Origin of the sequence: Rhizobium sp. Root483D2, assembly GCF_001426685.1 — a bacterium.
In the GTDB taxonomy this organism is placed as follows: domain Bacteria; phylum Pseudomonadota; class Alphaproteobacteria; order Rhizobiales; family Rhizobiaceae; genus Pararhizobium; species Pararhizobium qamdonense.
Window position 1 is genome coordinate 141,403 of the sequence record NZ_LMFB01000005.1, and the last position, 14,381, is coordinate 155,783.

The following is a 14,381-nucleotide window of genomic DNA, read 5'->3' on the forward strand; positions in this document are numbered from 1 at the left end:
CTACCCTTTAAAATGCTTAGAAGCGGGTGTGGTTCCGGTAAAGACCAGATTATAGGTCTGCTTTCTGGATGCCGCCGCTTCCATCAGGTCAGGTAACTGTGTATCTGAGAAGAAGTCGATCAGGTCAGCAGACGTGTCGAAAACGCGTCCCTTGTCCATTTTCCCGACAACTGCAGCGACATTTCCGCTGTTTCTGACGGTTAGAACGGTACATCCAGCAGCAATCGCCTCATAGGTCACGAAGGAAAATGTTTCCGGCCAACCCGAGGGCATAACGACGATGTCCACACCGTTGTCCTGGAGAAGATTGACCATCGTTTCCCCAGAATCGGCCCTGATCTCAGCATGAACTCTTTCGACATACTTGTTAGTTCGATACTGGAATTTGTTGCTCACGAAATGCATGAAGTGATAATTTTCGTTAAACCGGTTGCTCGCAACGATATCCCTGAAAACTCGCCAACCCTTGTGCTCGACCGGATATCCTACGAAAGCGATCCTAATCGGTTCGTCCGCCGCCTTTTCTTTCAATGCGATTTTCTCAGGCACCAGAGTGCCATGTAGAACTACCTCAGCATCAACCCATTTGCCGTTGAAGGATTTTAGCCAGATATCCAAGGCCGCCTGTGATGGAGAAAGGACGACGAACGGGATAGCATCGAAAAGGATTTTCATCTGCTCGACACGGCGTATGCGCTCCTTACCGAAGATGCAGACCGTGCAGGCAACCGAATCCAGCGGTGGCGCGCCACAGAATTCAATATGATTACGCAACAAGTTATAGCCATTACAGAGGCTGGAATAATCATGTAGCCAATAGTAATTATGTGTCGCCCCATAGGCTGCATTCAACGCAATAATCGCGGGTAGGCTATGCCCAAGAGGCGAGTGCATGATGAAGACGCGCTTTTCTGCTGCCTGCCTATTCGGAATGAGAACATCGCCGACAACCGATCCAGAAAAAATTCCAGCAAAGTCGCCATCGACCACAACTTTGAAATATGTCTGGTCAAGCTCCGTATCAAAAATAAATTCCGACTGCTCAAATGGCGACAGGTGAATGTAGCTCAAGCCTTCGGCGTTGAAGCGTAACTGCTCCTTGCCCACTACGAGTTCAGTGCCGGCAACGACCTCAATATAGCAGGTGTGGCTCAGTGCTAGTACCAAACCATTCCCGTGAGCCGTCCGGGAATTTCCAATTGCGATTTCCAGAATATCGCGGTTGGCTGCAACATCGGAAAACTCGGGCGCTAGCGGGCGGGCGTCCTCCCGCAGTGACGCTAGGAGGCCCAGCTTTTCGTCAACATGTTCTTTTGCCCGTCGCCCTTCGTCCTTACCGAACATGATGTAATGGAAAAACGGATTGATTCCCGACGATCTGACATCTGAGAACGTGTCGATGTAATAGGCCGTGTCAAACCAGTCTGACGGGTTCCTGTACTCACGCCAGCCTATAGCGCAATAGTGCCGCAATGGATCAGCGCCGGCGCGTTTGATGTCCGGATTACTTTGGTTGTAGTAATCTGAATCGAAATGCGGCGCCAACGTCTCCATGACCTCGTCAAAGGAATTTGTCTGAGCCATCACGATATGAATATCGGGCTGCTGGAGCTCGACCTTGGCGAATTCAAAATCCGGATCGATCTTCAACGCCTCCTGATAGGCATTGATGGCCTCGTTCATCTTTTTCTGTAACTTCAGCACATGACCGAGCTGAAGATAGATATCTGCCGCATTCGTGTTAAACTTTAGCGCCGTCCGGTAGGCGGTCTCCGCCGCAGCGAGATTTCCCTGCTCCTTGAGACAATGCCCATACTGCACCCATAGTCCGTCGTTCTGGGGCAGGTGCGTCAGAGCCTTAGCATAATACTGTTCCGCAACCGCCCATTGGCGACTGCGGTTCGCACTATCGGCTCTTTCAACCAGGCGCGTTGCCTCGCTCTTGCTTTTCCGAAGCAGGCCAATCTTCTCTAAAATCTCACGTATCGCCATTTTCTTCTCTTAAGTACATTTTCCGAACGCGATGATGCAGAGATCGCAAGATGAACTAATTCAATGGTGTTTCAACTCAGCAATGTTCGAACAGCCTGAAGTTTTTCGCGAATCTCAACCTGGTGATTTCCAATAAAAAACCCTCTCGAGTCTATATTTTCAGCGGCTTCTAGGCCTCCGGATACTTCATAATCAAAGTATTTTATGACCTCATTTTTCAGGAAGTTTCCTGTGACAATCGGACGAACATCAACCTTATTTGCAGAAAGTTTTGCCACTAGCGCCTTTCTGTCCACATCCGCGCCGTCCCGTATGGTTAGAGCAAATCCGAACCAGCTGCTTTCGCCAACTTCTTCCTGTATCTGAAGATAAGGATGATTGGCAAAGATCTCCTGAAAATAAGCGCCGTTTTCTCTTCTATTCCGAATGAAGGATGGCAGTTTTTTTAACTGCTCCTGTCCGATCGCGCCGCTCATTTCGATCGGCCTGACATTGTAGCCTGGCAAAACGAACTTAAACGACTCTTCGAAAGGATCATCGCTTTTTTCTCCCGTAACGTGGTTGAACTTTGGCAGGTTCCGTGTCCAGCCATGCGCTCTAAGGGAAAGGAGAACATGATACAGTTCTTCATCATCAGTCACGACACAACCACCTTCCATGGTCGCGATATGATGCGAGTAAAACGAACTAAATGTGCCCATGGTGCCGAATGTTCCTGCCTGTTTTCCAGCAAACAATGCACCCATGGATTCGCAATTATCTTCAAGAATGGTGATATCGCGATTGCCTACAATCTTAGTAACGGCGTCAAAATCGTTTGGATTTCCAAGCAAGTTGACGAGGCAAATCGCTTTCGTCTTGTCGGTGATGGCCAACTTCAACTTATTCAGATCCATATTCAAAGTGTACTGGTCTATATCGACGAAGATGAGCTTTAGACCATATTGATGGAATGGATAATACGTCGTCGACCATGATACCGCTGGAACGATGACCTCGTCGCCTCTTTTGAGTTTGGGGTTCTTTGTAAAAAACAATGCTGCGACCATAAGCAGATTCGCAGTCGAACCGGAGCTTACCATCAATGCATATTTTGAACCAAAAAACTCCGCGAATTGTTGCTCATAATTGGCGACGTTTTCGCCCATCGTGAACATGCCGGAGTCGATCACTCGCTGAATAGCGGCAAATTCCTTGCTGTCCCATGTGTCGGTTGCCAAGCTGAGGTTGATCATTTGTAGACTCCATTCTTATAGAACTCATAGGTCTTACGAATTCCTTCGGACAGGGAGGTAGTTGCCTGCCATCCGAGATTGCGCAATTTCTGAATGTTTACCAGCTTTTGGCTCATCCCGGCAGGCTTCGACATATCGTGAACGAACCGGCCTTGATAGCCCAGTACATCTGCCACCGCCTTGTAGTAGTCGTTGACGCTGTGATCCACGCCAATGCCAACATTGAGATTTTGCGGCAGTCTTTCAATGTCTTCCACTGCAAACAGCAGGAAATCGGCCAAGTCACCAGCAAACATGAACTCCCGCCTTGCAAGGCCGTCCCCCCACACTTCAACGACGTCGGCCTGGTTCTCGACAGCTTCTGAAATCTTGCGGATGACCGCCGGTACCATATGAGATTTCTGAGGGTCGAACTTGTCATGCCGCCCGTAAAGATTGCACGGAATCACTGTTTTGTAGTGGACGCCATGGGTCGATGAAACATAATTGCAGAGCCGAGAGCAGGAAATCTTGGCCAGCGCATACCCCTCGTTTGTCGGCTCAAGGCCCCCAGTCAAAATGTCATCTTCGTTGAGAGGATTGGTCGCCTCCCGCGGGTACATGCACGAACTGCCGATGTTAATCAGCTTTTCTACTCCTGCATTCTGCGCGCCGAGGATGACATTCATGCCGATTTGCAGGTTTTCGACAAGGAAGCGTACGGGTGCAGCTATGTTTGCCTGGATCCCCCCGACGAGCCCGGCTGCATGGATGACTGCGTCGGGCTTCACCTTTTGAAAGTAGCTCTGCACAGATATTTTATCGGAAAGATCCAACTCTCTTCGACCAGGCGCTTCCAACTGGAAATCATTTGCGCGCGCGTGCTCAAGCAGGTTTCTTCCAACCATGCCCGACCCACCAGTAATGAGAACTTTCATCGTGGCGCCTCAACTCTCGACAGCAAACGCAACATTGTGGCCATTGCGTTTCAGAAACGCATGTCGTTTAGCAATCTCCAAATCGTGAGCCGCCATCTCAGCGCACATCTGCTGAACAGTGATTTCCGGCACCCAACCCAGTTTCTTCGCGGCCTTCGAGGGATCGCCAAGCAGGGTCTCAACCTCCGCCGGCCTGAAGTAGCGGGGATCAACCTTGACGATAACGTCACCAAGCGAGACGCCAGGCGCATTGTCGCCTTGGATGGCAACCACCGTCGCGATCTCGTTCACGCCATGACCTGAGAACTCAAGGGTAATCCCCAGTTCCTGCGCCGACCACAACACAAACTGGCGCACGGAATATTGCTTGCCGGTAGCGATGACGAAGTCTTCAGGTTGCTCCTGCTGGAGCATCATCCATTGCATGCGCACGTAGTCTTTCGCATGGCCCCAGTCACGCAGCGAGTCCAGATTTCCCAGATAAAGACAATCTTCCAGGGATTGCGCAATATTCGCTAGGCCCCGCGTAATTTTACGCGTAACGAAAGTTTCCCCTCGACGAGGGGACTCATGGTTGAACAATATTCCGTTGCACGCATACATTCCATACGCTTCGCGATAGTTTACCGTAATCCAGTAGGAGTAAATTTTTGCAACAGCGTATGGTGACCTTGGATGAAACGGCGTTTTTTCACTCTGCGGAACTTCCTGTACAAGCCCGTATAGTTCCGACGTGGATGCCTGATAAAAACGTGTCTTCTTTTCCAGCCCCAGAAAACGAATGGCTTCCAACAATCTGAGCGTGCCTAACCCGTCGACATCTGCTGTATATTCCGGCGCCTCAAAGCTGACGGCAACATGCGACTGGGCGCCAAGATTGTAAACCTCGTCTGGCTGTACTTGATTGATGATTCGCGTGAGATTGGACGTGTCACTGAGATCACCATAATGCAGATGCAACCGCAGATCCGTGCTGTGCGGGTCTTGAAAAATATGATCAATCCGCTGTGTGTTGAATGACGATGACCGGCGCTTGATGCCGTGAACTTCATAACCTTTTTCAAGCAGAAGTTCGACCAGATAAGACCCGTCCTGTCCGGTAACGCCGGTGATCAGCGCAGTTTTCGTCATATACTTTTACCTTTTATCGCGGTCGATCTGGCGTTTGGCTACGCACTGCTTCACTGAGCTTCCGGCCTCGCTGCGGACAACAAAGACAGTTGCGGGAGTTAGGAATTCCATATTGTTTTGGACTGATATCCTCGCGCTACAAAAGATGCAATACCGCACAGGCTGACTGCTGAAAATGAAGTATAGAACAATATCGCAGCGGTCTTTATTTTAGTAAATTATAATATTGATTGACAATAATTTATTCGACATCAAATATCATGCTTCACATAGCTTGTCCATGGAATGGGCTACCATCATATTACGTTGATCATCAGTATTTCTCCATTCACCGACTTTTATATATTCTTTCGATTGGTCAATAATATTTATTGTTCTACGTATATTGGGAAGCTGTGGAAAAAGCTGACCTCCTTCCGGCACAAAATTAAAGACAGTGTCTATAGAATCCGAGAAATGGCAGATGGCCTGACCAAATGTGCCATAGCCATAGGCCATGTACTTCGCATTTACGATTGTATTGATGTCATCAACCACTGTCCCACTCTGACATGTATAATCGATGCTTCGGTCGCGCAAATACGCCTCGAGAGGATCTACGACAGGATTTCGCCTGTCTTCGAATACGAGCTTTACCTTGGAGATCACGCCCTCGCCGTTGAGCTTTTCGATCAAAAGCTTGTAAAAAGACAAGGGCGGCTGAACATAGTCGGCATGAACCCAGCTTGAGAATATATCTCCCGATCGTATGTGGATGCATAATTCATCCGACACTTTTTTATTCGGCACGATGGATGGAAAAAGTTTCTTCGCAACATCTTTGATTATAGCGTGGTAGTCTTCGCTCGTCCGAGTTGCTGCTGGCTGGATATGAAAGAAATAGCCTTTTAGAAAAGCGCCGTCTTGCGGGCGAGGTTCTTCAGCTGGCAGGAAAGTCAAACCATCAACTGGAAGTTTTTCTTCCAATTTTATCAGGCCACCATTGGCAACCTGGATGTAGTGCAGGCCTGCCTTTCGAGCCAGTTCGATCGCATTTGCATATTGAATGACACAATTGCCGAAAGCACCATTCTGATTGATTTTGAGCCCGATGACCTTATCCGAGACTGCGCCTCGCTTCGAGCCGACGATTTCATAACTTTCCGGATAGACCGAATTGGGTTCGTTCACCATAGGCAGGCTCACGCACCACTCATTCCCCAGCTCCACGATCCGGACAAATTTCGTCTCCACGAAAATCTCGACCTGTGCCAGATGGAAATAATTGCGCTCACTCAACTCGAGTCTCACGTAGCGAGCCCAGAGCTGGCCTCGGAGCGAGAGCTGCAGAGGTGGAGCACCATTACCAGGGCCGAAATAGCTGATACCGCTATGGATCGTGGTCCACGTGATCTTGTCCAGCGAAGTCTTAACCGTGATCGTCTTGGCTTTGTCTGTGAAACCGTCGCGGCGATTGTGTAGGACCAGCGCATCCAGCGGGTACGGCCGATGGAGGTCTACCATCCACCAAGGGGCGTCTTCTTCATCCGTATGGAAGCCGAAATTTTCCGGACAGTCGCGACACAGAACGCCGTTCGCCCCTAACTCACTCGACCATGGCGAGTGGGAACTTTGCTCCGCCACGCCAACTGTAGCGATATTCGTCAGATCTAATTGGGGGCATAACAACTGGTAATCGCTCAAAACGTCCTCACTGCGTAGTAATTGCCGCTGGCTTGCAATGAAGGCAATCTCCACATCACAATATGTTATGCATTATGTTTCAAGCCTAACCAAATCAACCTAGCAACGTCTAGAAATCTGAAACAGTCGGCAAACCCAGCAACGACGGCACACCATTATCGTAACAACTCGTCGATGTGAAGCAGATAGTTGCAACGCTGGTTCATGTTGACCGGTGTTGCGAAGTTCCGACAGCCGCAAAGGGAATCCGGCGGTTAAATTGTTAATACAAAATTACAGTTGGCATACCTATCTGACCCATGACGCATTAAGCATCACAACCCGAAGCTTCATCGGCACACAATGCCAAGTCGAAACATTTGACCGTACCCAGTCGTCAAATGCTGGCCACACAATGATGCTGCAGGCCGTTAAACGGCCATTAATCTACTTTTGAACGGCGAGTGCCGCCTTACTTTTCGGCTTGGATGTGCCGGCCTTGATGAACTGTTTTTCCCGCCAAACGGCACTGGCCGCGCTCACACCAAATCCTTTGGCATTATCCCGAGAGACATGCCCGAAGCGACCACCTCTTTCACCAACATCTATGTTGAGTCAGCGGCGAATTTGGTGCCCCTATAATTCAATCAAATGGAAAATTTCACACATGGAGTCTCGACAGGGTAATATCCACGCGTCATTTGCCCCAAGCAAACGACCGCGCCACACCCCGTCGCGACCCCTCAATCTCCCAACAAATTGTCCCGCAACGTCGTGCCGGGATAAGCGTTGCGATACCGGCCGCGGCGTTGCAGTTCTGGGACGACGAGATCGACGAATTCTTCGAAGCAGCCTGGAGTGTAGGTTGCAATCAGCATGAAGCCGTCGGCGCCGCCTTCGTCCATGAAGGTCTCGAGTTTATCGGCGATATCGGATGGCGTGCCGACGAGGACGGGCATGCCCATGCCCTGCGCATAGATGATCGCCGCTTCGCCGATGGTCACGGGCGCGCCGTCGCGCGCGTAGAGGATCGATTCGAACAATCCCTGGATACCAGGCACTTCGATGTTCTGGATATATTCGTCCAGGTCGTATTTCGAGAAATCCAGTCCGAAATGTCCCGACATCCAGGCGAGCGCCCCTTCGAGCGGGATGCAGGCCTTGATGCGTTCATATTTCGCCTGCGCCTCTTCGCGGGTTTCCGCGACGACCGTCTGGACGCCGAAGATCAGCTTGACGCTGCCTTCTTTTCTGCCGAAACGCTCACGCACCCGTTGGTCGAGGTCGCGGCTATAGTCGCGCATACGGTTGACGGTCGGAAGGACGGCGAAGATCGCCTCGGCATGTTTGGCGGCGAAGTCCCGGCCCCGATCGGATGATCCCGCCTGCCAGAGCACGGGTTGCCCCTGCGGTGACGGTGCCACGAAATGGCGGCCGCGGCATTTGAAGAATTCGCCCTCGTGGATGACTTCGTGCACCTTTCCGGGATCGGCATAGATGCCGCTGGCCTTGTCGGCGATGATGGCGTCAGGCTCCCAGGAATTCCAGAGCTTGTAGCAAAGCTCCATATATTCTTCCAGGCGCTCATACCGGTGCCCCCGCTCGCTCATCTCGGCGCCATAGGCATCCCACTCGCTTTTCGAGTAGGACGAGACGACATTCCAGGCGACGCGGCCGCCGGACAGGTGGTCGAGGCTCGAAAGCCGGCGCGCCATCGAATAGGGGTGCTCGAACGCCGTCGAAAGCGTGACCCCTACCCCAAGATGCTTGGTTGCCCCGGTGATGATCGGCGCGATCGTCGATGGTTCATGGGTTGGGCATTGCACCGCATATTTCACGGTGAGATCGGAGGAATTGCCATGGGTATTGTAGGGTGCCAGCTCATCGGCGATGAACATCGCGTCGAACAGGCCGCGCTCCATGGTGCGCGCCATATGCTGCCAATAGCCGGGGCTGGCATAATCCCAGCCGACCTTGTCCTTGGGATGGCGCCACATCCCCGTGGCATGGCTGTTGACGCCGTGCTGGATGAAGCCGAGGAGGTGAGCCTTTTTACGTGTCATAGCGTTTTTTCAATTCTGCAGGAGGTTTTCACGAAGCGTCTTTCCGGCATAGGCCGTCCGGTAGCGGCCGCGCCGCTGGAGTTCGGGAACGACGAGATCCACGAATTCCTCAAAACAGCCGGGCGTATAGGTTGCGAGCAGCATGAAGCCGTCAGCCCCGCCCTCGTCCATATACAGTTCCAGCTGGTCGGCCACATCCGACGGCGAGCCGACAAGTGCCGGCATGGCAAAACGCATGGAGTAGATATCGGCCGCTTGCGCGATCGTTACTTCAGCGCCGGCCCCTGATCTGACCAGGGCATCCTTGACCCCCTGGATCCCGGGTATCTCGATCTCCTGCAGGGGTGTATCGGGATCGTATCTGGAAAAATCGACGCTCAGCTGTCCCGACAGCATGGCGAGCGAACCTTCTCTCGGCAAAAGCGCACGGATGCCGTCAAACTTGCGCTCGGCCTCCCGGCGCGTCTCAGCCACGATCGGCTGCACGCCGTAGATCATCTTGACGCTCTCTGCCGCCCGCCCGAATTTGCCCGTCACCCGGCCATTGAGATCGTCGGAATAGGCGCGCATCTGAGCAATATCGGGATGGATCGCAAAAATCGCTTCCGCATGTTCCGCGGCAAAATCCCGGCCCCTTTCGGAGGACCCCGCCTGCCAGAGCACGGGCTGTCCCTGCGGCGACGGTGCGACGAAATGGCGGCCACGGCATTTGAAGAATTCACCTTCGTGAACGATTTCGTGCACCTTTGCGGGGTCGGCGTAAACACCGCTTTCCTTGTCGGCGATGATGGCATCGGGCTCCCAGGAATTCCACAGCCGCTTGCACAGGCCGACATATTCCTCGATGCGGTCATACCGGCGGCTTCGATCGTCCATGGTGGCGCCATAGGCATCCCATTCGCTTTTTGAATAGGAGCCGACAATGTTCCAGGCGACGCGGCCACCGGAGAGATGATCGAGGCTGGAGAGGCGCCTTGCCATCGAATACGGATGTTCGAAAGCGGTGGACAAGGTGATCCCCACCCCGAGATGAGAGGTGGCGGTGGTGATGATCGGCACGATCGTGGAAGGTTCGTGCGTCGGGCATTGTACGGCCCATTTCACCGTCGCATCCGAGCTATCTGCGAAGCTGCTATAGGGCGCCAGTTCGTCGGCGATGAAGATGGCGTCGAAAAGCCCCCTCTCCATGGTCCGTGCCATATGTTGCCAATATTCAGGCCGGGTGAAATCCCACCCGACCTTGTCTTTTGGATGCCGCCACATGCCCGTGGCGTGGCTATTGACGCCGTTCTGGATGAACCCGAGGAAGTGCGCTTTTTTCTTTTCCGTCATGCGATCGATTCCGGCTCAAGGCCATTTCCAAAGGTCAGTGCGAGCGGTTCTGCTCTTTTTGAGCGGCCTCAGGCGAAAGTTCGATTTTCTTTTCAAAAAAGAACGCAACCCCCACCCCGACGGTGGTCACAAGCACGAGGAAGGGCCCGACATAGATCAACCAGGGGGCGTACCCAATTCCCACGACGCTGACGATGGAGGTCAGAAAGGCAAGCGCAATGCCCGCCCAGTGACCATTCTGGGGCACGGTGCCCTGATCGTCCTTGCCATTGCGGAAGTCGGCAATCGCGTTGCGGACGCCGCGCCAATATCCTGCGGCAAAATAGAGGGTGGACAGAAGCGCACCTGCGATGATGACGATGGTGATGTTCGACATTGTTTGCCTGTCCTTATTCGGCGGGAGACGCGATAGCAGCGCCGTTCGATGGGTGACCAAGAGCGATGTCGTTGGTCTTGCGCAGGTCAGCGTAATCGAACCGCTGTGGCTGCAGCAGAGCGCCGATCACAACGGTCAAACCGCTGATCCCGACGATACTGATGGTTCCGATCAGGTCTCCGTAGAGATGGCGGATCGGCATGCCGACGAGGATCGCAAGCACGATGCCGCTGACGAAGCCGAGGGTCGTTGTTCGCGGCCAAAGGATTGCGAGAACCAGTGGCAGCAGGATCGAACTTTTCAGGGCGTAGGTCGTCAGGACCAGCGTCGTGAAATCCACGCCCGACAGCACGATCAGGAATGCGATCAGACCACCGGCCAGAATGGAGACTTTGGTGATCAGGAAGAGTGCACTTTCCGTCGTCCCCGGTGCGAACCGCTTGACGATATCGACAGCGACAATCGACGAGAGAGCCGAGCTTGCACCGTCAATCGTGGAATAGCAGGCCGCCAAGATCATCAGAACGTAGATGACGACGATGAACAGAGGCAGGCCCAGATGCGAGATCAGGTAAGGGCCGATGGCCGCCGTGTCGCCGCCGATATCGGCCGGTGTCAAGCCGTAGGCGATACCGATCAGGCCCAACGTTCCCAAGGCAATCGGGATCGGATAAAACAGCGCGCCCGCCCAGACGAATGTCCGGTTGACATATTCGGCCTTGATCGCCCAGGCTTTCTGCCAGAACGTCTGGTCGGCGATCGCTGCGGCAAAAATGCCGAGTGCCAGGGTGATACCGAAACCAGCGGCCGCGTCCCAACGCAGAACCGAAAGGTTGTCCGGATTGGCCTCGCCAACGCGCTGAACCACGGCGGCCGTTCCCCCTGGAACGGCGTCGAAGGCCAATGCGACGATGATGGCTGCGGGCACCGTGATCATCAGCAGATTGATCGTTCCCGTCATGACGCTCGTCCAGAGCCCGCCGAAATAGGAATAGGCCAGCACCGATAGCAGGCCGACAAGGGCTGCATAGGTCCAGTCGATGCCGAAAACCGTCGACATGACGACCGACGTCCCCTTCAGGTTGATGAGGATCTCGAGGATGATCCCGAAGATCATCGTCAGCGTCACGATCGACGTCGCCACACCGGACTGGTTGAAGCGGTTCTTCGTGAACTCCGAGATCGTGTAGCCGTTCGGCATCTGGCGGCGCAGGATCCTGGTGAAGGGCACCAGAAGCATGATGGCCAGGCCATTCGGAACCACGAACCAGAACAGGCCGGACAGCCCCCATTCGAACGTCATCGCCGATGTCATCATCACCGCCATGGACCATGTCCACACCGAGATGACGGAACCGACGCCGAAACCGAAGCCGATCTTGCGGCCCGAGATGATAAAGTCGTGGGTGTTTCGCACCAAAACACGCCGGATGAAAAATGCCAGCACAAGGCTTGCGACACCCAGCCCGATGAGCAGGGAATATCCCAGAAGCGGTGTCAGCCCCGGCGTGAGCTGTAAAGTTGTCTTATCCATTATTACAATCCCCGAAGCGTATCTAAAATGTCGTGAACGACGCGGCCGGGACCGTAGTGAAGCTGCAAATCGAACAACAGAGTGTTATGATTTAAATCTAGCGATTTTATAGAATATTTTATTCTTGAAGAGCAAAGCTGAACAATCGTTTTTCGTCTTCGCGTTTCGCCGGGCTGTTCCGCGTGAGACGGGGATCCGCACGTCAAATTTGATCAAATCGCGGCATCCAAGCTGCGATTGTGCCCGTTTATCAACACTTTATCTGGGTTGCGGTATCAGAAGCGCGGAAAGGCCTATCTGGTGGACTGCACTTTGAACGCTCTCACGGCTCAATCAAGCCGGTATTGCACATGCTGGCGCCCGTGATGGGCGGAGCGTTCGATATAGGCGCGCACGCCAAAGACTTTCGCGATCATATCTTCGGTCAGAACCTCTTCCGGCGTGCCGGCAGCCACGACTTTTCCGTGGTGGAGAATGGCGAGCCTGTCGCAGAACATGGCTGCGAGGTTAAGGTCATGCAGCGCGATGATGCTGGTGACAGGCAGTTTGGCGACGAGCGACAGGATTTCGAGCTGGTGCTGGATGTCGAGATGGTTGGTCGGCTCGTCAAGCAGCAATTCGCTCGGGGTCTGCGCCAAGGCCCGGGCAATATGCACGCGCTGGCGCTCGCCGCCCGACAGCGTGTGCCAGAGCTGTCCGGCCCGCTCCTGCAGCCCGGCATGATGCAGCGCAGCGGTGACAGCCTTGTCGTCTGCAGCGCTCCAGGGCGTCAGCGGACCGCGATGCGGCGTGCGGCCAAGCCGCACCACATCCAACACCGTGACCTGCGCCTCGGTTGTCGCCTGCTGCTCGACCAAGGCTACCCGCCGGGCGATATCGAGGCGGGCCATGCCGGCAATATCGGTACTCCCCAGCGAAATCACGCCGCTTTTGACATTGCGCAGACGGCAGATCAACTTGAGCAGGCTCGATTTTCCAGACCCGTTCGGCCCCAGCAGACCAAGCGTCTTGCCGGCAGGCACATCGATGCTGATGCCATCGACGATCATCAGGCCGCCGGCCGACCAGCGCACATCATGGATGACGATGCTCAAACCGGCCTCCTCGCCTTGTAGAGAATGAGCGCAAAGGCGGGTGCGCCGAACAATGCGGTGACGACGCCGATCGGCAGGATCTGTTGCGGGATGATGACCCGCGAGACGATATCGGCCGCCACCATGAAGATCGCGCCGGTGATGGCCGCCGCCGGCAAAAGGCGGCCATGCGCGGGGCCGACCAGAAACCGCGCCGCATGCGGCATGACCAGTCCGACGAAGCCGATCGAGCCGACGATGCTGACCATCGCCGCCGTCATCAGCGCGGTGGCGCCCAGCAGGATGATGCGCGCCCGGTTGATGGCGATACCGAGCGCCGCCGCCGCATCGGCGCCGAAGGTGAAGGCATCGAGCGCCCGCGCGTAAAACATCGACACGGCAAAACCGATCAGGGCAACAGGGGCCGCCAGATAGACATCGGGCCAGCGTACGCCCGAAAGGCTTCCGAGCAGCCAGAACATGACGCCGCGCGCCTGCTCGGCATTGGCGGATGTGGTAACGATATAAGAGGTCAGCGCATTGAAAAGCTGCGAACCGGCAACGCCGGCCAGGATGATCCGGTCTGCCCCGCCGCCTGCACCGGCGGCAAGCGCCGAGACGAGAACGAAGGCGACGACCGCACCGATGAAGGCACCGGTCGATAATGTCAAAACACCATAACCGAACCCCAGGATCATCACCGCGACAGCGCCTGTCGAGGCGCCGGCGGAGATACCGAGCACATAGGGCTCGGCCAGCGGATTGCGCAGCAGCGCCTGCAGGATGGCGCCTGACAAGGCAAGTGCGGCGCCTGCACTCGCCGCCAGAAGCGCGCGGCTGAGGCGGTAGTCCCAGACAATGCCCTGATGGATCCGGCTGAGTTCGAAAGCGGTGCCGAACAGGCGATTGGAAACGGCCTTGGCCGTCGTTTCCAAGGGAATGGGGATCTCGCCGATGGAGACGGCGAGACTGATGACGAAACCGAGGGTCACGAAGGAGAGGACGACGAGCGCGAGACGCGCCCACCACCTTTCGCCGGTCACCAGGGTTTGAGCCATGGCCAGGC

At 54.5% G+C, this 14,381-nt stretch carries 11 protein-coding genes; all 11 read right to left on the bottom strand.

The window, feature by feature from the left end:
* Positions 1–1,992 (bottom strand): tetratricopeptide repeat-containing glycosyltransferase family protein, encoded by a 1,992-nt coding sequence (locus ASD32_RS04175; RefSeq protein WP_060636637.1) that lies wholly within the window; start codon positions 1,990–1,992, stop codon positions 1–3.
* Between the two features lie 71 nt (positions 1,993–2,063).
* Positions 2,064–3,227, bottom strand: a complete 1,164-nt coding sequence (locus ASD32_RS04180; RefSeq protein WP_060636638.1) for a DegT/DnrJ/EryC1/StrS family aminotransferase — start codon at positions 3,225–3,227, stop codon at positions 2,064–2,066.
* Positions 3,224–4,144 (bottom strand): GDP-L-fucose synthase, encoded by a 921-nt coding sequence (locus tag ASD32_RS04185; protein WP_060636639.1) that lies wholly within the window; start codon positions 4,142–4,144, stop codon positions 3,224–3,226. The genes ASD32_RS04180 and ASD32_RS04185 overlap by 4 nt, the downstream gene beginning before the upstream one ends.
* 9 nt (positions 4,145–4,153) lie before the next feature.
* The gene (gene gmd, locus ASD32_RS04190) at positions 4,154–5,275 is read right to left on the bottom strand and encodes a GDP-mannose 4,6-dehydratase (protein ID WP_060636640.1); all 1,122 of its coding nucleotides are present in this window, start codon (positions 5,273–5,275) and stop codon (positions 4,154–4,156) included.
* 258 nt (positions 5,276–5,533) lie between these two features.
* Positions 5,534–6,958, bottom strand: a complete 1,425-nt coding sequence (locus tag ASD32_RS04195; protein WP_156383052.1) for a discoidin domain-containing protein — start codon at positions 6,956–6,958, stop codon at positions 5,534–5,536.
* A gap of 722 nt (positions 6,959–7,680) precedes the next feature.
* A complete protein-coding gene (locus ASD32_RS04200; protein ID WP_060636642.1) occupies positions 7,681–9,000 on the bottom strand; it encodes an LLM class flavin-dependent oxidoreductase in 1,320 nt (439 codons plus the stop codon).
* A gap of 9 nt (positions 9,001–9,009) precedes the next feature.
* Positions 9,010–10,332 (bottom strand): LLM class flavin-dependent oxidoreductase, encoded by a 1,323-nt coding sequence (locus ASD32_RS04205; protein ID WP_060636643.1) that lies wholly within the window; start codon positions 10,330–10,332, stop codon positions 9,010–9,012.
* A 34-nt stretch (positions 10,333–10,366) separates the two neighbouring features.
* Positions 10,367–10,708, bottom strand: coding sequence for a hypothetical protein (locus ASD32_RS04210; RefSeq protein WP_060636644.1), 342 nt, complete (start codon positions 10,706–10,708; stop codon positions 10,367–10,369).
* A gap of 13 nt (positions 10,709–10,721) precedes the next feature.
* Entirely contained in the window at positions 10,722–12,242 is a 1,521-nt protein-coding gene (locus tag ASD32_RS04215; RefSeq protein ID WP_060636645.1) for a sodium:solute symporter, read from the bottom strand.
* 329 nt (positions 12,243–12,571) lie between these two features.
* Positions 12,572–13,336 carry an ABC transporter ATP-binding protein gene (locus tag ASD32_RS04220; protein WP_060636646.1) on the bottom strand — a complete coding sequence of 255 codons (765 nt, stop codon included), beginning with the start codon at positions 13,334–13,336 and terminating at the stop codon, positions 12,572–12,574.
* Positions 13,333–14,373 (bottom strand): iron chelate uptake ABC transporter family permease subunit, encoded by a 1,041-nt coding sequence (locus ASD32_RS04225; protein ID WP_060636647.1) that lies wholly within the window; start codon positions 14,371–14,373, stop codon positions 13,333–13,335. Before ASD32_RS04225 ends, ASD32_RS04220 begins: the two co-directional genes overlap by 4 nt.
* Positions 14,374–14,381 lie beyond the last annotated feature (8 nt).

Coding starts and splice junctions, on each gene's coding strand:
- ASD32_RS04175 (WP_060636637.1), bottom strand. CDS start 1,992: ATGGCGATACGTGAGATTTTAGAGAAGATTGGCCTGCTTCGGAAAAGC.
- ASD32_RS04180 (WP_060636638.1), bottom strand. CDS start 3,227: ATGATCAACCTCAGCTTGGCAACCGACACATGGGACAGCAAGGAATTT.
- ASD32_RS04185 (WP_060636639.1), bottom strand. CDS start 4,144: ATGAAAGTTCTCATTACTGGTGGGTCGGGCATGGTTGGAAGAAACCTG.
- gmd (WP_060636640.1), bottom strand. CDS start 5,275: ATGACGAAAACTGCGCTGATCACCGGCGTTACCGGACAGGACGGGTCT.
- ASD32_RS04200 (WP_060636642.1), bottom strand. CDS start 9,000: ATGACACGTAAAAAGGCTCACCTCCTCGGCTTCATCCAGCACGGCGTC.
- ASD32_RS04205 (WP_060636643.1), bottom strand. CDS start 10,332: ATGACGGAAAAGAAAAAAGCGCACTTCCTCGGGTTCATCCAGAACGGC.
- ASD32_RS04210 (WP_060636644.1), bottom strand. CDS start 10,708: ATGTCGAACATCACCATCGTCATCATCGCAGGTGCGCTTCTGTCCACC.
- ASD32_RS04215 (WP_060636645.1), bottom strand. CDS start 12,242: ATGGATAAGACAACTTTACAGCTCACGCCGGGGCTGACACCGCTTCTG.
- ASD32_RS04225 (WP_060636647.1), bottom strand. CDS start 14,373: ATGGCTCAAACCCTGGTGACCGGCGAAAGGTGGTGGGCGCGTCTCGCG.